The sequence below is a fragment of the Paraburkholderia agricolaris genome (genome assembly GCF_009455635.1).
Classification (GTDB): Bacteria; Pseudomonadota; Gammaproteobacteria; order Burkholderiales; family Burkholderiaceae; genus Paraburkholderia; species Paraburkholderia agricolaris.
Genome location: NZ_QPER01000001.1, coordinates 3270947 through 3289326, shown reverse-complemented (window position 1 = coordinate 3289326; position 18380 = coordinate 3270947). Strand labels below are relative to the sequence as shown.

The window sequence follows — 18380 nt, the reverse complement described above, 5'->3', positions numbered from 1 at the left end:
TTGAGCTTAGGCGGCGCTCACCCGCAGCGCCGTCCATCGCACCGTGGCAAGAATCGACGCCACGACGATCAAGGCACCGCCGATCCACGCTGCCGTTGAAATCCGTTCACCTAGCCAGAGGCACGCGAACAGCGCACCGAACGCGGGTTCGCTCCCCATCAGCAAGGACACGCGCGTCGGGCTGCTGCGTTTGATCGCGAAGTTTTGCGCGAAGAACGCGAACAGTGTGCACGCTATCACCAGATAGCCGATGTAGCCCCAGAACACCGCATGCCCGGCGAGCGACGGCACCGGTTGCCACTGTTGCGGCGCAAACAACAGCGCAACCGCCGCGCTGCCGAACGCGACCACGCCCGACTGAACCGCCGTCACCGACAAAGGCGGTAACGCCGAGTCGCGCATCACGCGCTTGGTCACGCACACATTCAGCGCGCGCAGCAGCGCGGCGAGCAGAATCAGCGCGTCGCCGGGATTGAAACTCAGTGCCCCCTCCCCCGCCAGCAACCAGGCACCCAGCAGCGACAGCCCGACCGCCCCCCATTCGATGCGGCTCGGCGTGCGCTTGAGCATCCACCATTCGACGAGCGGCGTCAGCACCACGCACAGGCTGATCAGAAACGCCGCATTGGCCGCACGCGTGAGCAGAATGCCGAAGGTCTCGCACAGAAAGATGCCGAGCAGCAGGGCGCCCGCGATCAGCACGCCGCGCAGCGTGCGGGCATCGGCAGCGCGTAAGTGACGCAAGGTGGGCGACAGGATCACGAAAGTGATGCCGAAGCGCATCGCCAGCAAGCCCAGCACCGGGTAGAACACCAGGGCGCTTTTGACGACGCCGTAACTGGTGCCCCAGACCACTGCGACCGCGAGCAGCATCAGATCGGAGAGCAGAAGCAGACGTTCTTGTTTCGACATGGCGGACCTCGGACAGATGAACGCGTATTGTCGAACTTTGTATAGAAAGCGATAATCGGGTTGCTGTGCATATCATTTGTGTTGAAGATGCATAAATAGGCTCAAGCCGCGAGCGTCCGACAATGAACCCAACCGACCTTTTCGCTTTGCTGCCGGATATGGCGGTTTTCGCGCGCGTTGTCGATGCCGGCAACTTTTCAGTGGCCGCGCGTCAGCTCGGCAGCACGCCGTCCACGGTCAGCCGTCAGATCAAGCGCCTCGAAGACGCCCTGGCGACACGCCTGCTGGAACGGTCCACGCGCACGGTACGGGTCACCGAATCGGGTGCCCAGGTGGCGCGTTTTTGCCGGGACATGGTGAGCGCGGCATCGGGCGCGGTGGATGCCGCGGGGCAACTGGCCGACCGACCGCAAGGCAAGGTGCGCGTGAGCGCGCCGACCGCGTTTGCGAAGACGGTGATTCACCCGTTGATTCCCGGCTTTCTGCGCGCCTATGGCGAAGTCGATCTGCAACTGCTTTTCACCGACCACGATGTCGATCCGCTTGCCGACGACGTCGATCTGGTGATCCGTTTGACCGGGCATCCACCGCAAGGGCTCGCGGGGCGCAGGCTGGGCAGGGTGCGCTGGCTGCTGGTTGCATCGCCGGCTTACGTGCGTGAGCGCGGCACGCCGGTGCAACCGCGCGATCTTCTCAAGCACGATTGCATCTATCTGGGCGAAACTGCCGACGACAACCGCTGGCGTTTTCGTCGCGGCACGGAGACGCAAACTGTGGACGTGAAAGGGCGCTACATTGCCAATCATGCCGGCGCAAGGCTCGAGGCCGCGCAGCAGGATTTCGGCATTGCCAATCTGCCTGAGTTTGCGGCCACCGAGGCACTGCAAAGCGGCGAACTCGTGCAGGTGCTGCCAGACTGGAATCTCGAAGCACGCGCTTACGTAGGGTCGGTGTGGCTGCTATATCCGCCGAACCGTTTCTTGCCGCCGAAGGTGAGAGTGCTGATCGATTACCTTGTCGCGCAATTACACGAAGCTTCATAACACCATTCATAGCGATCGCAACAACAGAGGCGATCAGGAGGAGAACGAACATGAGCTTGCGTGAAACCGGGCCGATCGCGGCGACTGTCTATCGTGGCGAAGCGATCGAGAACACCCATATCGTCCATGTTGCGGTGGTTCAGGCCGACGGCCGTCTGCTGTATTCATTTGGCGACCCGTCGCGCATCACGCTGGTGCGCTCCGCGGCAAAGCCCGCCCAGGCTCTGGCGGTGCTGGAAACCGGCGCGCTCGAACGCTTCGGCTTCGACGAAGCCGATCTTGCGCTCATGTGTGCGTCGCATAGCAGCGAGCCGCGGCACATCGAACGCACGCGGCAGATGCTGGCCAAGGTGCAGGTTAGCGAAGCCGACCTGCGTTGCGGCGGCCATCCCCCGTTGTCCGACGCCGTGTATGTCGACTGGTTAAAGCGCGACTTCAAACCGGACGCTGTGTGCAGCAACTGTTCGGGCAAGCACGCCGGCATGCTGGCCGGCGCGCGTTCGATCGGCGCGGCGATAGCGGGTTATGAACTGCCGGAGCATCCGTTGCAGGTGCGCGTGAAGCACACCGTCGCCGAGGTGTGCGACTTGCCGGACGACGGGGTGCAATGGTCGATCGACGGTTGCAATCTGCCGACGCCGGCATTTGCCCTTGACCGTCTTGCCCGGCTGTTCGCGAAGCTTGCGGCCGCGGAGGATGAGATATCGGCGTCCGCCGCCGCTTCTGCGGGCACCCCTTCTGCGATTTCGCCACGCACCGTTGCGCTCGCGCGCATCTACCGGGCGATGGCGGCGCATCCGGAGTGGGTGGGCGGCGAGGGGCGCTTCTGCACCACGTTGATGCGGACATTCGACGGCGCGCTGATCGGCAAGGTCGGCGCCGACGGCAGCTATGCGATCGGTGTGCGGGCTTCGCGGCAGACAGCGCGGCTTGGCGCAGACGGTGCGCTCGGTATCGCGGTGAAAGTGGAGGACGGCAACATCGGCGTGTTGTATGCGACCGTTGCCGAACTGCTTGCGCGGCTCGATATCGGCAGCGCTGAACAGCGTGCGCAATTGAGCGCGTTCCATGCGCCGCCGATGTTCAACACCATGGGCATCGAAATCGGCCATCTGGCATTTTCGTTTGACCTCGCAGCGCATGCACGCCGCGAGGCGTGAGGGTCGTGAGGGCTGGGAGGACGACGCTGCTTATGCGTCGTCTTTCTTGAAGCGATCCTGTATGGACACCAGTTGATCGTCGCTGGTGGCGACGATCCACAGACGGGCGCGTTCGACCATCAGGCGATTGTGATCCTTTAGCGCGCCCATCGACACGGCGGTTTTCCACGCGACGGGCGCCGCGCGGCTGGTTCTGCCAGATGGTGTGCCGACCAGCAATGCGTAGGGTCCGAGGGGCAGCGAGACGAACGGCATGGCTGGCTTGACGCGTATGCGCCAGTCGATGAAAGGTGTGTCGCTGAAGAGAAGCGGGGTGGGCAGGCCATGCAGCACGGTGAAGTCGTAGAGAGCGAGTTGTTCGCGCATGGGCCCATAGACCTTTCGAATATCGCTGACGAGCGCCGCGCGGATTTCGTCGTCGAACATGGCTTCCTGGGTGTAATGGTCGACTGCTTGCAGCGCGTCGTGCTGATAGGCGCTGAAGATTGCCAGGTCGACGCAATCGTGAACGGCGCGTTGGACTTCCGCGGCGGAGCCGGCCTCTTCGGGTTTGCCGAGTTGCGCTGCGCGGAGGAAGCGGGCGAGGGCCGCGTCCTGGGTTGATGGACCGGTGGCCAGCGGGTCGTCGGGGGCGTTTTTATCTAGCGGGATGTAGAGGTATTTTTCTGCTGCGAAGCGGGATTTTTTGCCGTCATCGAAGCTGATTTCGCCGGTGGCGCAGTTCAGGTAGCGAGTGCCGATGTGGCCGTGTTCCCACACGTAGTTTTTCAGGAAGGGGCGCAGGGGGTGGAGTGGGTCAGGTTGTAGCATTTTCTTGTTTGCACTCCGTGCAGGGTTGGGTTTGGGTATGGTCACATAGAAATTGGGTTTTTGCCTGCCCGGCAGGTGGGGGCCTTCGCGGCGCTTTTTGTTGGTCTGGTTCTTTTTGGCGTTGCCTGGCTGTGTTCGTGGTCTGTTTCTGGTGTTGGTCTTTTGGCCTTTCCTTGTTTTGTTAGTGGTCTATTAGCGTTCCCCCTGTGCGGGGGGGCACCTACTTTTCTTTGCCTGCCGCAAAGAAAAGTAGGCAAAAGAAAGCGGCTCAAACCGCTAATTCTTAAGCGGGCCCCCCGCACAGCCACGGTAGTGGTGCATCTGGAATCCGTGCCCCCGCACACTCCGCACCGTTGACAAAGGACTCATCAGCTCCCACTCCGCACTACGTGCGTCGCGGACGGGTCTGCCTGGGAAACCTGGCTGATGCTTTGCATGACTGATCGTTTTTTGGATCGGGGCACCGGCGCGCGCAGCGCCGCCGGAGGTATGACTGCCTTGTCACTAGCGCCGAATGTGCGAGGCGACAGATTCCAGATGCACCGCTACCCCCTCCAAGCCAGGGGACCCGCTTAAGAATTAGCGGTTTGAGCCGCTTTCTCTTGCCTACTTCTCTTTGCGGCGGCAAAGAGAAGTAGGTGCCGCCCCGCACAGGGGCAACGCTAATAGACCGATAAGAAAGCAAGGAAAGGCCAAAAGACCAACCCCAGACCAGACCAAGAACACACAGCAAGACAACGCCAAAGACCCAGACCAAACAACAAAAAAGCGCCGCGAAGGCCCCTCCGCCGAGGCAGGCAAAAACCGCCTTAACCAACAACCCCCTCCGCCGCAGGCACCCCCCCCAACGCATTACGAATAGCATCAGCCAGCTCAGCGGCTGCAAACTTCGCCACATACCCATTCGCGCCAGCATTCTTCACATGCGCCTCATTAGCCGCGCCTGTCAAAGACGAATGAATAATCACCGGAATATCCCGGGTCCGCTCGTCAGCCTTGATCTGACGAGTCAACATAAACCCATCCATCTCCGGCATCTCGAGATCGGTCAACACCAGCGCAATACTGTCCTTCGCCCTCGCACCGGTAGCCTGCGCTTCACGCGCAACCTGCTGCAAGGTATGCCACGCCTCTTCGCCAGTCTTGGTCATCACATAGTCCGCGCCGATCGCGCTCAACGCCTGCTCAATCAGCTTGCGCGCAAAACCGGAATCGTCAGCGGCGAGAATCTTCGCGCCCCGGCGGATGCCAAGCGCTTCGCCCACAGAGGTCGGGTCGACGCTCGGATGCTGTGACGGAAACACGTCGCGCAATACCTGCTCCACGTCGATCACCTGGGCAAGTCGTGAGTCGCCCGTGTTGCCGTCAATCCGCGCAATGCTCGTCACCAGATTGCCACCGGCCGCGCCTTCGGCAGACAACACCTGATTCCACTCGAGCCGCACAATGTCATCCACTTCCTCGACCGCAAATGCCTGCGTCGAACGCGCGAATTCCGTCACCAGCAAGATGTTCAAGCCGCGCGTCGGCTCACACCCCATCAGGCGCGGCAAATCGATCACGGGAATAATCTGCCCGCGGATATCCACCGCCCCCATGACATACGGCGACGACCCCGCAATCGGCGTCACCGGTGGCATCGTCGATATTTCACGCACCTTGAAGACGTTGATGCCGTAAAGCTCATGTGCGTCGCTGCCAGGAACAGAGCCCAGCCGGTACAGCAACAACTCGAACTTGTTGGAACTCGTCAGGTTGCTGCGTTCGTTGTTCACGCGGTGATCGACTGCCATTGAAACTCTCCGGGGATTGCGGTGCGAGTGGTGCGCCATGCATACCGTCGGTTCGGCCCTGGCGCGTGCCCTATCTTTTCGTTATCGGCGCACCGACAGGAAAATTCAGTGAATTCAGGCGGTTTACCGATGCGTTCTGGTTAACACCCGGTCGATCTTCGGAACCGGAAGGGAGCCGCGGCCTTACGGCAAAGCCAGGTAATTTGTATGAAGGTTACCTAACGTTACAGAAGCGACAGCGTGGTTGCACATGCCCGGTAATGCGCCTCCTAGAATGCACAGCGATAAGAGCGCGGCGCCGTTAGTCAATCGCAAGCGACTTGCAAGCTAGCAATGCAATCGCACGCAATGGCCGAGGCGCACGCGTATCGCCGTCGTTTCGCTTCCACTACAAGGAGAACGTATGATCCGCTTGCCTCTCGCCACCCTCACCAGCGCCTGCATGGCCAGTCTTATGATCGTCGCTACCGCAGCCCATGCACAGACCGCGCCGGCAGCGCCGGACACCGCGCGTATTCATGCCGCCGATCAGGCCTTCATTACCGACGCCACCGCGGCGGTCTCCACGCAGCGCGATGCCGCACGCATCGCCACCTCGCGCTCCACCGACCGCGACGTGAAGGCATTCGCCGAACGCGTGTCGAACGACAACGCGAAAATCTCGGACGCGCTGCGCGCCGCAAGCCCGCGTGGCGTCGACGTGCCGAAGAACGATCCGAATGCAGCGGTGCTCGCGAGCATCAACAACCTGCGTGGCGCCGACTTCGACAAGACCTACATCGAGCAGGTCGCGCTCGCCGGCGAACAGAAAGCACTGTCGGCATTCCAGGCTGAAATCGCCTCCGGCCGTGACGAACAGCTGAAGGACGTAGCGAAGAAGGCACTGCCGACCATCCAGGAGCACTACGCGATGGCCCAGGATCTCGCCAAACGCAAACATTTCGCCCAGTAAGCCGCACGCCGGTCACAACCCCGCATAGTTTGCGGCATCAAACGCGCGTCACGTTGCGGCGTGACGCGCGCAGCAGGCCGAATGCGTTCTTTTCGGCGATAATCGGCTTCGTTCTTTCGCTCAGGCTGCGTGCCTCCCGGCATGACTCAGTCAGATCGACAGCAATTTCCCGATTTCACGCGCATTCAATCAAAGCTCACCGCATGGGCAAGCCTGCCAATCTTCCGCAACAGTTGGACCATATGCTTCGGCAAGCCGTCGCGCTACAGCAGAACGGCGCATTGACCGAGGCCGAAGAACTCTATCGTGAGATCCTTGAACTCAGGCCACGCCATTTCGACGCGCTGCAATTATTGGGTTCGCTCGCGCTGCAAGCGGGGCGTGTACAAGAGGGCATCGAATTCCTGAAAAAGGCGCTCGCCGTCAATGCGAAGCAAGCGCCCCTTCATTCGAATCTCGCCTATGCGCTCAATGTGTTGCAACGTTTCGACGAAGCACTGGCGAGTGCCGATCGCGCGCTTGCCTTGCAGTCCGGATTCCCGGACGCACTCAACAATCGCGGTAATGCGCAAGCCGGTCTGAATTTGCCGCTCGAAGCACTCAACAGCTTTGATCGCGCGCTCGCGTTGGCGCCGGATTTCGCACCCGCCTGGAACAATCGCGCCTGCGTGCTGCGCGATCTGGGCCGGGCCGCCGATGCCCTCGCGAGTTGCGATCACGCGCTCGCCTTGCAGCCGGGCTATCCCGACGCATGGAGCAATCGCGGTAATGCGTTGAGCGATCTCAACCAGCCGCACGAAGCACGGGCAAGCTATCAGCGCGCGCTCGAACTCGCCCCGACGTTTGCCGACGCGTGGAATAACCTCGGCCTGACTCAGGTCGATCTCAATGAGCACGCGCAAGCGCTGCAGAGCTATGAGCGCGCACTGGCCGTGAATTCGGCCGCTGCCGAGACCCATTGGAACCGGTCGTTGTGTCTGCTGCAACTAGGACAACTGAAAGCAGGGTGGGCAGAGTACGAATGGCGCTGGGAGCGTAGCCGGATCAAGGCAAGCCGGCGCACCTTTGCACAACCGCTGTGGCTCGGCGATTTTTCCATCGACGGAAAAACCATTCTGCTGCACGCCGAGCAAGGTCTGGGCGACACGCTGCAGTTTTGCCGCTATGCCGAAACGGTGTCGAAGCTCGGCGCAAAGGTCGTGCTGGAAGTACCGCGCGAGTTGATGCGGCTCATGTCCACGCTCGACGGTGTGGACCAGCTGATCGAAGCGGGCCACGCATTGCCGCCGTTCGATTGCCACTGTCCTCTGCTGAGTTTGCCGCTCGCGTGCAAGACCGATCTCGCGAGTATTCCGTCGAAGACGCCTTATCTGTTCGCCGACCCGCAAGCAAGCCGCGAGTGGCATGAACGTATCGCCGCGCCGGCGCAAAAGTGCCTGAAAGTAGGGCTCGTCTGGGCTGGCGGAAACCGGCCGCATGTCGCCGAGCTCCGCAAGAACGACGCGCGGCGTTCGATTACGTTCGAACGGCTCGCACCGATTCTCGATGTGCCGAACGTGCGGTTCTTCAGTCTGCAAAAAGGACCGGCGGCGCGGCAATTGCAACACGACGACTCGCACCTCAACGTGATCGATTACACCGAGGAACTCGACGACTTCGCCGACACGGCGGCGCTGGTGGCAAACCTCGATCTGGTGATATCGGTGGATACGTCTACCGCGCATCTGGCCGGTGCGCTGGATAAGCCGGTATGGATTCTGAACCGCTTCGACACATGCTGGCGCTGGATGCTGGAGCGCACCGATACGCCCTGGTATGCGCAAGCGAAATTGTTCCGGCAACCGGCACTGGGTGATTGGGACAGCGTGATTCGAAACGTGCGTGACGCGCTGGTCGGGTTGAGCGCTAGCTGACGCGTTTTCCCAGACACGCGTAGACTGAATGTCCCTTTATCGACGGCTAGGTCACGGAGATTCAGCAATGGAATACAGACATCTGGGTGCATCCGGTTTCAAGGTGCCGGTCCTGAGTTTCGGCACCGGCACATTCGGCGGCAAGGGTGAATTTTTTCAGGCGTGGGGCGCCACAGACGTGGCCGAAGCGCGTCGCCTGATCGACATCTGTTTCGATGCGGGCGTCACGATGTTCGACAGCGCGGACATCTATTCGAGCGGCGCTTCCGAAGCGGTGCTCGGTGAAGCACTCAAGGGCAAGCGCGACAAAGCGATCATCTCGACCAAGGCGACCTTCCGTTTCGACGACGGTCCGAACAATGTCGGCTCGTCGCGCTTTCATCTGATTCAGGCGGTAGACGCTGCGCTCAAACGCCTGCAAACCGATTACATCGATCTGTTCCAGTTGCACGGTTTCGACGCGAAGACGCCGATTGTCGAAGTCATGTCGACGCTCGACGATCTCGTGCGCGCCGGCAAGATCCGCTACACCGGGGTGTCGAATTTCTCCGGCTGGCATCTGATGAAGTCGCAGGACACCGCGGACCGTTATGGCTATCCGCGCTATGTCGCGAATCAGACTTATTATTCGCTGATCGGCCGCGATTACGAATGGGAGTTGATGCCGCTCGGCGTCGATCAGGGCGTGGGCGCGGTGGTGTGGAGTCCGCTAGGCTGGGGGCGTCTCACCGGCAAGATCAAACGCGGCCAACCGTTGCCGGAAACGAGCCGCCTGCATAAAACTGCCGACATGGGGCCACCGGTGCCGAACGAATATCTGTTCCGCGTGCTCGATGCAATCGACGAGATTGCGGCCGAAACCGGCAAGACCGTGCCGCAAATTGCGTTGAACTGGCTGCTGCAGCGGCCTACCGTATCGACGGTGCTGATCGGCGCGCGCAACGAAGAGCAGTTGCGGCAGAACCTGGGCGCAGTGGGCTGGAATCTGACACCCGAACAGGTGGCGAAACTCGATGCTGCCAGCGCTGTGCGTCCGGCGTATCCGTACTGGCATCAGGAAGGATTTGCGGAGCGTAATCCGACGGCGGTTTAAGTGCGCTTCGTTGGGGTTTGCGCAGCATAGACAGAGTAACAACCCGCTCCGGTTCGCCCTCTACTTAACGAGGTCGGCCGGAGCAGTGAACAGTTCGCTGTAATAGCGGCACCCCGCATCGAGATGCGAGTCGAATGCGAAACCTTGTTCGAGCATGGCGTCGAAGTCGGCGCGTTCGATCTTCATCACATAGCTGTGTTCGGTCGTGACGAGGCGGCAAGGTTGATCGGTCACTGTCGCGCTGAACCATTTCCCTGCGCTCGCATGACCGGCCGGATACGACTGCTGGCGATATTCGATTTGCCAACCGCCGTCCAGAAGAATCCACATGCCGTGGTCACTTGCGGCACCGTGTGCATTGCCGTCGCACTGTGTGACTAGCGTGCCGGATCGCGCTTCCCATTCATGCGAATGAGCAATCACCCAGCGCAGTTGTTCGGTCGTCAGGCTTGTGAAAAAGGGCGTGTGCTTCAATAAATGAAGGTATGTCACAGAGGGTTTCATATTCGTACTCCACGTGGCGGCGGGTGCGTCCGGCGACGGTGGTTTTGCATCGCAGGCGGCGATCAGAAACGGCAGCAACACGGCGCAGGCGACCAGGATTGAGGGTTTCATGAGCGTGTGGGGTTAAAAACGAAAGAGGCGCGGCGGGACGCCAGGCCGGTTCAACGGCCCTTGGCGTTCCGCGCGGTCATGCCTGATTAACGCTTGATGTTCGCTTCGAGCAGATCGCCCATGCCGATCCGCCTGGCGAACTCGATGCGCACGCGCTCCGAGACTTCGAGCACTTCACGCGCACCGTCACCGACGAAATCGATTACCGAGCGCATCGGCCGCTGCCCCGAAGGCAAGGCGACGATTCGCACGATTTCATCGGCTACGGCTTGCGGATCGGCGTTGTCCGGTGTGAGATAGGACAGACGTTCGCCGATCTGATCCATCACGCCGTCATAGCGTGCATACGCGGCGGCGCGTTGCGTATCGGCGGGTTTCCCGGCGTTCGGAAAGTGTGCGGTGCCGCGCGTGAATGCGCCCGGCACCACGATCGAGGTTTCGATACCGAAGCGCGCGATTTCGTAGGCTAGAGTGACCGCGAGAGAATCCATCGCGGCTTTTGCCGCCCCGTAAGGGCCGAGGAACGGAGGAAAGCCGCCCTTGGTGGTCGTGCTGCTGATCCATAACATCAGACCGGCTTCCTGCTGGCGCAGATACGGCAGCACCGCGCGGTTCACACGTTGCGCGCCAAACAGGTTGGTGTCGAACACCTTCACCATTTCTTCGGGCGTGAATGCTTCACTCGGACCGACCACCAGATGTCCCGCGTTTTGCATCACGACGTCGAGCCGTCCGTGTTCACGGATGATTGTCGCTGCGGCGGCATCGGCGGATTCTTGCGACAGCACATCGAGTTCGAGCGGATGCAACTGGATGTTCTTCGCTTTGGCGAGCGTGCGCATTTCGTCGGCGCGCGGCTTGTTGCGTCCTTCGACATCGCGCATCGTTGCGTAGACGATATGGCCGGCTTCGGCCAACGATTGCGCAGTGAGTTTGCCGATGCCCGTGCCGGCGCCCGTCACCAGAATGATGTTCTTTTGCATGATCCTCTCCGATTCGTTCGTGAAAGTGATATGGCGTTTAAACGTGCTGTGAGCACGGCGCTTTACGCGCTTTACGCGTTTTCAGGCGGGGTTAGGCCACACCGCCATTGGCGCGCAGGATCTGGCCATTGACCCAGCCTGCATCCGGACCGGCGAGAAACGACACTACCGAGGCGATGTCGTCAGGCTGGCCGAGGCGTTGCAGCGGCGGCATCTTCGCGAAGGTCTGGATCTGTTCTTCGGTCTTGCCGTCGAGGAACAGCGAGGTCGCGATCGGGCCGGGCGCCACTGCGTTGACGGTGATGTTGCGGCCGCGCAATTCCTTGGCGAACACGTGTGTGAAGGCTTCGACGGCGGCTTTGGTGCCGTTGTAGATCGCGTAGCCCGGCATGTTCAGCGCCAGCGTCGTGCTTGAGAAGTTGACGATGCGTCCGCCGTTATTCATCCGCGCGGCCGCTTCGCGCAGGGTATTGAAGGTGCCGCGTACGTTGATGTCGAACGTCTGGTCGTAGAGCGTGTCGCTGGTGTCGGCGAGCGGCAGGGTCTTGAGTACGCCGGCGTTGTTGATCAGTACGTCCACTTTGCCGAGTTGCTGTTCGGTGATCTCGAACATGCGGCGTACGTCGTCGGCGTTCGCCACGTCGGCCTTCACCGCGGTGGCCCTGGTGCCCGCCGCCGTGAGTTGCGCGACCAGCGCATCGGCCTCCGATGAGCTCGATGCGTAGTTGACGGCGACCGCGAAGCCGTCGTTGGCGAGGCGTTGTGCAACGGCTGCGCCGATGCCACGGGATGCACCGGTAACGATGGCGACTCGAGCGTTTTTGATCGTGTTCATGATTCGTTTCCTTCTGGGTGGTGGGTTGGTGAAACGAATCATGGTCGCTTTCGTCACTGAGATAATCGGGTTAGACTTGCCATAATCATTCCATTTGCTTTAACAATTGATTGGCAGGCTATGGGCGACGGCTGGCAGCCAGCCGGATCGCCGGCCCGGCACAAAGGCATTGACCATGGATCGTTTCGAGGAAATGCGCGTGTTCATCCGGATTGCCGAGCGGCAAAGCTTTACGCGCGCTTCGGACGACCTGCAGATTCCGCGCGCCACCGTTACCAATCTGATGAAGCGCATGGAGCAGCGGCTTGGCGCGCGGCTTCTCGAGCGCACCACGCGCTCGGTACGCCTGACGCACGACGGCGAGGCGTATTACCGTCGCTGCGTGCGCTTGATTGCCGACATGGAGGAGGCGGAGGGTTCTTTTTCCAACCTCGCGCCGAAGGGCCTTTTGCGCGTGAATTTGCAGGGCACGCTGGCCCGGCATTTCGTTGTGCCGGCGTTACCCGCGTTTCTTGCGCGGTTTCCCGACATCGAATTGATGATCGGCGAGGACGACCGGCTGGTCGATCTGGTGCGGGAGGGGATCGATTGCGTGTTGCGGGCGGGCAATCTGCAGGATTCGTCGATGGTGGGGCGGCGCGTGGCGCATTTGCCGCAGGTGACGGTGGCGAGTCCGGCTTATCTGGCGGCATACGGAGAACCGGCCGATCCGGCGGCGTTGTCAGCGCACCGTGCGGTCAATTATCTGTCTAGCGCGACTGGCAAGGCGGTGCCGCTCGAATTCAGAGTCGATGGCCGCGATACGGCGATGTACTTGCCGTCGTCGGTATCGGTGACGGGCGCCGATCTATACACGGGCTCGGCGGTGGCGGGTCTTGGCATTGTGCAAGTGCCGCAATACCGTGTTGCGGGTGAGTTGGCGGCGGGGAGGCTGAAGATCATTCTTGCGGACTTTCCACCGCCGCTGATGCCGGTTTCAGTGCTGTATCCGCACAATCGCCAGTTGTCGTCGCGGGTGCGAGTTTTTGCGCAGTGGTTGCGGGATATTTTTGAGGCGGCGGGAGCGGGTTAGCGGCAAGCGCGTGGGTTGGTACAGGCGAGCGGTCAATGGCGCTATTGCGCGAGTGGTTGATGGTTTTGCGTAATGCGCTGCGTATCGTGGGATCATACGGGCCGTGCTGAGCGGGATTGCTTGTTGCACGGTATGGGATAAGAGGAGCAGGGCGATGATCGATGGGCTGGTGGGTGGGCGCTTGTACGGTGAGGCGCAGATTCGCACGGGGCAGAATGGCAAGCGGTTTGTGACCTGCAAGGTCCGGGCAACCACCAATGATGGCGATACGATTTTCGTCAATGTGATTGCGTTTGATGATGAAGTGCAGGGGGCGTTGCTGGCGCTGGGTGATGCGGATAGTGTGGCGCTTAGTGGGGCGTTGACGCCCAAGGTTTGGACTGACAAGAATGGGTTGGTGAAGCCTGCAGTGGATATGGTTGCACATAAAGTGCTGGTGGGGTATCGGGGGGAGGGTTAAAGGTTTTGGTTTTGCCTGCCCGGCAGGAGGGGGCCTTCGCGGCGCTTTTTGTTGTTTGCTCTGGCTCTTTGGCTTTGCTTTGTTCGTGGTCTGTTTGGGGTTGGTCTTTTGGCCTTTCCTTGCTCTCTTATCGGTCTATTAGCGTTGCCCCTGTGCGGGGCGGCACCTACTTCTCTTTGCCGCCGCAAAGAGAAGTAGGCAAGAGAAAGCGGCTCAAACCGCTAATTCTTAAGCGGGTCCCCCGCACAGTAACGGTAGTGGTGCATCTGGAATCCGTCGCCTCGCACATTCCGCTTTAGTGACAAGGCAGTCATACCTCCGGCGGCGCTGCGCGCGCCGATACCCGGTTCAAAAAACCATCAGTTATGCAAAGCATCGGTGGGGTTTCCCTGGTAGACCCGTCCGCGACGCACGCAGTGCGGAGTGGGAGCTGATGAATCCTTTGTCAACGGCGCGGAGTGTGCGGGGGCACGGATTCCAGATGCACCACTACCGTGGCTGTGCGAGGAACCCGCTTAAGAATTGGCGGTTTGAGCCGCTTTCTCTTGCCTACTTCTCTTTGCGGCGGCAAAGAGAAGTAGGTGCCGCCCCGCACAGGGGCAACGCTAATAGACCATTAACAAAGCAAGGAAAGGCCAAAAGACCAACCCCAAACAGACCACGAACAAAGCAAAGCCAAAGAACCAGACAACAAAAAACGCCGCGCAGGCCCCCTCCCGCCGGGCAGGCGAAAAGAAAGTCACTTCCCTAGATACTCAACAAACCGCTCAGCGACCGGCTCCGAGTCGCCACTCCGCCGCAACAACAAAACCTGCGACAAAAGCGTCTCGCCCTGCAAGGGCAAAAAGCACACCCTTGGATCCTGCACCTGCCGCAAGGTAAAAGGCACCAACGCCACCCCCATCCCAAACCCGACCATCGTCACAACGGTCTGCCATAACCGCGCCTCATGGCGAATCAACGGACTAAACCCCGCCCCCACGCACTGCGCAATAATCAAATCGTGATAATGCGGCGATACCGTGCGTGGAAACAAAATAAACGGCTCCTGTGCCAACGCCCGCAAATCGACCTTGCGCTTGCGCGCCAACGGATGATCCGCCGGCAGGCAACACAGAAACGGCTCGGAAAAAATCGGCGTGGAAATCACACCCGACGGAAAATTGCCCCAATGCGCACAACCCATGTCGATCTGCATCCGCTGGATCGCATGCACCTGCTCACTGGTGTTCATCTCCTTCAACACGATCTCGACACCCGGGTAGTCAGCCTCAAAACGGCTCACCGCCTGCGGCATGCCACGATACAGCATCGAATTCACAAAACCGATCCGCAAGCGGCCAGCCAATCCGTGCGCCGATCGAACCGTAATGCGCTCGGCCTCGCCAGCCTGCAGCAACAAGCGGCGCGCCTCGCCAAGCAGCACCTGCCCGGCATTCGTCAACGCCACCGTCTTGTTGGTGCGCGCAAGCAGTTGCACACCCAGTTGGTCCTCGAACTTGCGGATGTCGAAACTGAGCGCCGGCTGCGAAATGAACAGCCGCTTGGCCGCCCGGCCGAAATGCAATTCCTCGGCGACCGCCACGAAATAGCGTAGTTGCTTCAGGTCCACGGCTGTCTCCAGTTCTTTTGATCGATAATCTGTGTCTATCGTACCGGATATAAGTTGTATTAGACGATTATCGAAGCCGCTCCTATGCTCCTTCCACAAAGGAGACACGCATGAGCGAAATCACCGCGCAGCCGGCACACGGCTCGTCCAATATTCCCGACAGCCGGGGCATCAACTTCTTCAGCAGCGACCCCGACTTCGCCCGTTTGCTCAAACTGCATCTGGGCGACACGATCTACCAGGAACTCGAAAACCAACTCGTTTCGCTAGGTCAGCGAGCGTCCGGCGAACTCGATGTCTGGGCACTGTCCGCCGACAAAAACCCACCCCAATTGCGGCATCGCACACGGCGCGGCGAAGCGCTGCAAAGCATCGACAAGCATCCCGATTACGTCGCGCTCGAACGTGTCGCGTACTCGGAGTTGGGTCTGGCGTCGATGAGCCATGACACGCGCGAAGGCAAGAAAACGCCGCCGCCACTGGTCAAGTACGCGCTGACGTTCCTGTTCGTGCAGGCGGAATTCGGTCTGTGTTGTCCCGTCAGCATGACCGATTCACTCACGCGCACGCTGCGCAAATTCGGCACGCCCGAACTGGTCGCGCGATTTCTGCCGATGCTGGCATCGCGTGATTTCGACACGCTGTTTCAGGGTGCGATGTTCATGACGGAACAGGCGGCGGGCTCGGACGTGGCCCGTATCGCGACGCGTGCCGCGTGCGAAACCGGCGTGAACGGTGAAGAGGCGTGGCGTCTGTACGGCGACAAATGGTTCTGCTCGAATGCCGACGCCGATCTCGCGATGGTGCTCGCGCATGTGGACAATGCGCCCGCCGGTATCCATGGCCTTGGGCTGTTCCTGTTGCCGAAGACCTTGCCGGACGGCTCGCGCAACAGCTATCGGATCGTACGCCTGAAAGACAAGCTCGGCAGCCGCTCGATGGCAAGCGGCGAGATCGTGCTGGAAGGGGCCGTCGCACATCTGATCGGCGAAGTGGGGCGCGGCTTTCACCAGATGGCCGACATGATCAACATGTCGCGTCTGTCTAACGGTGTGCGGGCGGCAGGCCTGATGCGCCGCGCGCTGACCGAGGCGCTGCACATCGCGCGCAATCGCGAAGCGTTCGGCCGCAAGCTGATCGATATGCCGCTGATGCAGCGGCAATTGCTCAAGATGATGCTGCCAGCGGAGCAGGCTCGCTCGATGTTCATGCAGATCGCGCTGCTGCTTGAAAAAGCCGACGCCGGCGATCGGCAGGCGGCGAAATGTGTGCGCATCCTCACCCCATTGATCAAATTTCGCGCGTGCCGCGACGCACGCCGCGTGACCGGTGACGCGATGGAAGTACGCGGCGGCACCGGTTACATCGAGGAGTGGAGCGACGCGCGTCTCGTGCGCGACGCGCATCTCGGTTCGATCTGGGAAGGCACCAGCAACATCGTCGCGCTCGACGTCGCGCGCGCGGCCAAACGGGACGGCGCGCTCGAACCGCTGCGCGCGTACCTGCTGGATCTGCTCGGCGCCGCGGGATTACCCGCCGCGAGTCTCAGCGTGCTTCGCGCCACCTTGACGCGCGCCTGCGATGCCCTCTTGAGCGTTGCCGAGTGCGGACGCGATGAATCGGTCAGGCAGGCGGCCACGGCTTTGTATCACGCAAGCACAGCGGTACTCATGGCTTGCGAAGGCACGCGCCTCGCACCGGATTTCCGGCGCCTCGCGCTGAGTCATCTGGTGTTGCGCCACAAGTTGCTGCCGTTCGATCCGCTCGACGTGCAAACGGCGTCGGATAGCGGTGACGTCATCGAGGCGCTGGTCAACGCCCGCACCGTGACGCTCGATCAGGCGCTGCAACTGCTGCCGGCAGGGAGTGCGCAATGACCGCATCCGTGAACGACACCGCGCAGCGCACGCAAACCACGCAAGGTGCGTTGCAAGGCATCAAGGTCATCGACCTCAGCCGCGTACTCGGCGGTCCGTATTGCACGCAGGCGCTGGCCGACCACGGCGCCCAGGTCATCAAACTGGAACCGCCCGGGGGCGACGAAACGCGCGGCTGGGGGCCGCCGTTTTACGGTGATACGGCGTGGTACTTCGCCGGCGTGAACCGTAACAAACAGGGCATCGCGGTCGATCTGTCGTGTGAAGAGGGTCGCGACATTCTGTGGAAATTGCTCGAAGACGCCGACGTGCTGGTTGAAAACTTCAAGCCCGGCACGCTGGCGCGCTGGGGCATGGACTACGAGCGCGATCTGCGTAAACGTTTCCCGAAGCTGATTCACTGCGCGGTATCGGGTTTCGGTCCAGACGGCCCGCTCGGCGGCTTGCCCGGCTACGACGCCGCGATTCAGGCAATGACCGGCTTGATGAGCGTCAACGGTGAACGCGACGGACCGGCCACGCGTGTCGGCTTGCCGGTCGTCGACATGGTGACGGGCTTGAATGCGTTGGCCGGCATTCTGCTGGCGCTCGCCGAGCGTGCGAAAAGCGGGCACGGTCAGTCGATCGATATCGCGCTATACGACTGCGGCGTGTCGCTTCTGCATCCGCATTTGCCGAACTATTTCGGCTCGGGCCGTACGCCGCAGCGCAGCGGTAACGCGCATCCGAACATCACGCCGTACGACAGCTATCGCACCGCGACTGCACCGATCTTTCTTGCCGTCGGCAACGACCGGCAATTCGCACGGCTATGCGCGCATCTCGGCGCACCGCAACTCGCGGACGATCCGCGCTACGTGGACAACCGCAGTCGCTGCGCGCATCGCGAGCCGCTCAAGGCCGCGCTGGAAAGTCTGCTTGCCGCGCACGACTGCGAGCCGCTCGCGCAGGCGTTGATCAACGCAGGCGTGCCGTGCGGGCCGGTGCAAACCGTCGACGTCGTCGCGCATCATCCGCATACATTGCATCGCGGCATGGTGATCGAGATGGGCGAGTATCGCGGCACGGCGTCGCCGATCAAACTGTCACGCACGCCGGCCACGTATCGCACTGCGCCGCCGGCGCTGGGCGGCGACACACGCAAGGTACTCGACGCATTAGGCATCGATGAGGCAACCCAGCAACGTTTGCTCGAAGCAGGCGTACTGAAAGCCTGAGCGTAAGAAAGCAGTGTTCCGGTGACGGCACAA

The 18380-nt window shown here is 61.2% G+C and carries 16 protein-coding genes; 9 read left to right on the top strand and 7 right to left on the bottom strand.

The annotated features are described in order from the left end of the window. Window positions 1–6: 6 nt before the first annotated feature. On the bottom strand, window positions 7–912 hold the full coding sequence (locus GH665_RS14430) for a DMT family transporter (RefSeq protein ID WP_153136428.1): 906 nt from the start codon (window positions 910–912) through the stop codon (window positions 7–9). Window positions 913–1034: 122 nt separating this feature from the next. Between GH665_RS14430 and GH665_RS14425 the strand changes: the two genes are divergently transcribed. Together GH665_RS14425 and GH665_RS14420 are read left to right on the top strand one after the other, a co-directional pair. Continuing rightward, window positions 1035–1955, top strand: a complete 921-nt coding sequence (locus GH665_RS14425; protein WP_153136427.1) for a LysR family transcriptional regulator — start codon at window positions 1035–1037, stop codon at window positions 1953–1955. Window positions 1956–2005: 50 nt separating this feature from the next. Further along, window positions 2006–3115, top strand: a complete 1110-nt coding sequence (locus GH665_RS14420) for an asparaginase (RefSeq protein WP_153136426.1) — start codon at window positions 2006–2008, stop codon at window positions 3113–3115. A 30-nt stretch (window positions 3116–3145) separates the two neighbouring features. On the opposite strand, the gene GH665_RS14415 is transcribed toward GH665_RS14420, so the two are convergent. After that, window positions 3146–3925, bottom strand: a complete 780-nt coding sequence (locus GH665_RS14415) for a hypothetical protein (protein WP_153136425.1) — start codon at window positions 3923–3925, stop codon at window positions 3146–3148. A gap of 809 nt (window positions 3926–4734) precedes the next feature. Beyond that, complete coding sequence (locus tag GH665_RS14410; protein WP_153136424.1) at window positions 4735–5718, bottom strand: chemotaxis protein CheV; 984 nt, start codon at window positions 5716–5718, stop codon at window positions 4735–4737. A gap of 403 nt (window positions 5719–6121) precedes the next feature. Between GH665_RS14410 and GH665_RS14405 the strand changes: the two genes are divergently transcribed. The 3 genes from GH665_RS14405 (at window position 6122) to GH665_RS14395 (ending at window position 9676) form a co-directional block, all read left to right on the top strand. Beyond that, window positions 6122–6670, top strand: a complete 549-nt coding sequence (locus tag GH665_RS14405) for a DUF4142 domain-containing protein (protein ID WP_153136423.1) — start codon at window positions 6122–6124, stop codon at window positions 6668–6670. Between the two features lie 203 nt (window positions 6671–6873). Then, on the top strand, window positions 6874–8583 hold the full coding sequence (locus GH665_RS14400) for a tetratricopeptide repeat protein (RefSeq protein WP_153136422.1): 1710 nt from the start codon (window positions 6874–6876) through the stop codon (window positions 8581–8583). A gap of 67 nt (window positions 8584–8650) precedes the next feature. Further along, window positions 8651–9676, top strand: coding sequence for an aldo/keto reductase (locus GH665_RS14395; protein ID WP_153136421.1), 1026 nt, complete (start codon window positions 8651–8653; stop codon window positions 9674–9676). A 60-nt stretch (window positions 9677–9736) separates the two neighbouring features. Here the strand turns inward: GH665_RS14395 and GH665_RS14390 are convergent, their stop codons facing one another. The 3 genes from GH665_RS14390 to GH665_RS14380 all read right to left on the bottom strand — a co-directional run bounded on the left by GH665_RS14390 (window position 9737) and on the right by GH665_RS14380 (window position 12109). Beyond that, window positions 9737–10291 carry a cyclic nucleotide-binding domain-containing protein gene (locus GH665_RS14390; RefSeq protein WP_153136420.1) on the bottom strand — a complete coding sequence of 185 codons (555 nt, stop codon included), beginning with the start codon at window positions 10289–10291 and terminating at the stop codon, window positions 9737–9739. An 86-nt stretch (window positions 10292–10377) separates the two neighbouring features. Beyond that, the gene (locus tag GH665_RS14385) at window positions 10378–11274 is read right to left on the bottom strand and encodes an SDR family oxidoreductase (protein WP_153136419.1); all 897 of its coding nucleotides are present in this window, start codon (window positions 11272–11274) and stop codon (window positions 10378–10380) included. Between the two features lie 91 nt (window positions 11275–11365). Then, the gene (locus GH665_RS14380) at window positions 11366–12109 is read right to left on the bottom strand and encodes an SDR family oxidoreductase (RefSeq protein ID WP_153136418.1); all 744 of its coding nucleotides are present in this window, start codon (window positions 12107–12109) and stop codon (window positions 11366–11368) included. Window positions 12110–12284: 175 nt separating this feature from the next. Here GH665_RS14380 and GH665_RS14375 point away from each other — a divergent pair, with 175 nt between their 5' ends. Next, window positions 12285–13181 (top strand): LysR family transcriptional regulator, encoded by an 897-nt coding sequence (locus tag GH665_RS14375; protein WP_153136417.1) that lies wholly within the window; start codon window positions 12285–12287, stop codon window positions 13179–13181. Window positions 13182–13335: 154 nt separating this feature from the next. Further along, complete coding sequence (locus GH665_RS14370) at window positions 13336–13641, top strand: single-stranded DNA-binding protein (RefSeq protein WP_120348749.1); 306 nt, start codon at window positions 13336–13338, stop codon at window positions 13639–13641. A gap of 739 nt (window positions 13642–14380) precedes the next feature. Here the strand turns inward: GH665_RS14370 and GH665_RS14365 are convergent. Then, on the bottom strand, window positions 14381–15253 hold the full coding sequence (locus GH665_RS14365; protein WP_153138470.1) for a LysR family transcriptional regulator: 873 nt from the start codon (window positions 15251–15253) through the stop codon (window positions 14381–14383). A 110-nt stretch (window positions 15254–15363) separates the two neighbouring features. Between GH665_RS14365 and GH665_RS14360 the strand changes: the two genes are divergently transcribed. Both GH665_RS14360 and GH665_RS14355 read left to right on the top strand, forming a co-directional pair. Continuing rightward, complete coding sequence (locus GH665_RS14360) at window positions 15364–17130, top strand: acyl-CoA dehydrogenase family protein (RefSeq protein WP_153136416.1); 1767 nt, start codon at window positions 15364–15366, stop codon at window positions 17128–17130. Then, window positions 17127–18347 (top strand): CaiB/BaiF CoA transferase family protein, encoded by a 1221-nt coding sequence (locus GH665_RS14355; protein WP_153136415.1) that lies wholly within the window; start codon window positions 17127–17129, stop codon window positions 18345–18347. The genes GH665_RS14360 and GH665_RS14355 overlap by 4 nt, the downstream gene beginning before the upstream one ends. Window positions 18348–18380: the final 33 nt, after the last annotated feature.

Excerpts from the sequence above, each read along its gene's own strand:
- GH665_RS14410 (WP_153136424.1), bottom strand. The coding sequence starts at position 5,718 with ATGGCAGTCGATCACCGCGTGAACAACGAACGCAGCAACCTGACGAGT.
- GH665_RS14420 (WP_153136426.1), top strand. The coding sequence starts at position 2,006 with ATGAGCTTGCGTGAAACCGGGCCGATCGCGGCGACTGTCTATCGTGGC.
- GH665_RS14430 (WP_153136428.1), bottom strand. The coding sequence starts at position 912 with ATGTCGAAACAAGAACGTCTGCTTCTGCTCTCCGATCTGATGCTGCTC.
- GH665_RS14405 (WP_153136423.1), top strand. The coding sequence starts at position 6,122 with ATGATCCGCTTGCCTCTCGCCACCCTCACCAGCGCCTGCATGGCCAGT.
- GH665_RS14380 (WP_153136418.1), bottom strand. The coding sequence starts at position 12,109 with ATGAACACGATCAAAAACGCTCGAGTCGCCATCGTTACCGGTGCATCC.
- GH665_RS14385 (WP_153136419.1), bottom strand. The coding sequence starts at position 11,274 with ATGCAAAAGAACATCATTCTGGTGACGGGCGCCGGCACGGGCATCGGC.
- GH665_RS14400 (WP_153136422.1), top strand. The coding sequence starts at position 6,874 with ATGGGCAAGCCTGCCAATCTTCCGCAACAGTTGGACCATATGCTTCGG.
- GH665_RS14415 (WP_153136425.1), bottom strand. The coding sequence starts at position 3,925 with ATGCTACAACCTGACCCACTCCACCCCCTGCGCCCCTTCCTGAAAAAC.
- GH665_RS14390 (WP_153136420.1), bottom strand. The coding sequence starts at position 10,291 with ATGAAACCCTCAATCCTGGTCGCCTGCGCCGTGTTGCTGCCGTTTCTG.
- GH665_RS14370 (WP_120348749.1), top strand. The coding sequence starts at position 13,336 with ATGATCGATGGGCTGGTGGGTGGGCGCTTGTACGGTGAGGCGCAGATT.
- GH665_RS14395 (WP_153136421.1), top strand. The coding sequence starts at position 8,651 with ATGGAATACAGACATCTGGGTGCATCCGGTTTCAAGGTGCCGGTCCTG.
- GH665_RS14360 (WP_153136416.1), top strand. The coding sequence starts at position 15,364 with ATGAGCGAAATCACCGCGCAGCCGGCACACGGCTCGTCCAATATTCCC.
- GH665_RS14375 (WP_153136417.1), top strand. The coding sequence starts at position 12,285 with ATGGATCGTTTCGAGGAAATGCGCGTGTTCATCCGGATTGCCGAGCGG.
- GH665_RS14355 (WP_153136415.1), top strand. The coding sequence starts at position 17,127 with ATGACCGCATCCGTGAACGACACCGCGCAGCGCACGCAAACCACGCAA.
- GH665_RS14425 (WP_153136427.1), top strand. The coding sequence starts at position 1,035 with ATGAACCCAACCGACCTTTTCGCTTTGCTGCCGGATATGGCGGTTTTC.